This is a genomic window from Oleiphilus sp. HI0128, assembly GCF_001635365.1.
Window position 1 is genome coordinate 1 of record NZ_LWGG01000571.1, and the last position, 292, is coordinate 292.

Annotated in this window: 1 protein-coding gene; it reads right to left on the bottom strand. The window is 46.2% G+C overall.

Features of this window, described 5'->3' with window-relative positions:
• Window positions 1-223 (bottom strand): hypothetical protein (locus tag A3763_RS06915; protein ID WP_156494982.1); only part of this gene is annotated, 223 nt, incomplete at its 3' end.
• Window positions 224-292 lie beyond the last annotated feature (69 nt).

Here is a 292-nt window from a genome sequence, read left to right on the forward strand (position 1 = left end):
CAACTGTCTGCCAGGTAATCGGCTCGATATAAGTCGCATCGGCCATTGCAGGATCAGTCATAATGGTTGCCGGGTTAGAGTTAACCAAGATAACTCGATAACCCTCTTCGCGAAGCGCTTTACACGCTTGAGCACCTGAATAGTCAAACTCACAGGCCTGCCCGATGACGATAGGGCCGGCGCCTAGTATTAGAATACTCTTTATGTCGGTACGCTTTGGCATTTAATTCTTTCCGTTCTCTAAGAGTTAGGTTGTAAATAGCTAAGGTGCTCACTCACAACAAAATAGGTT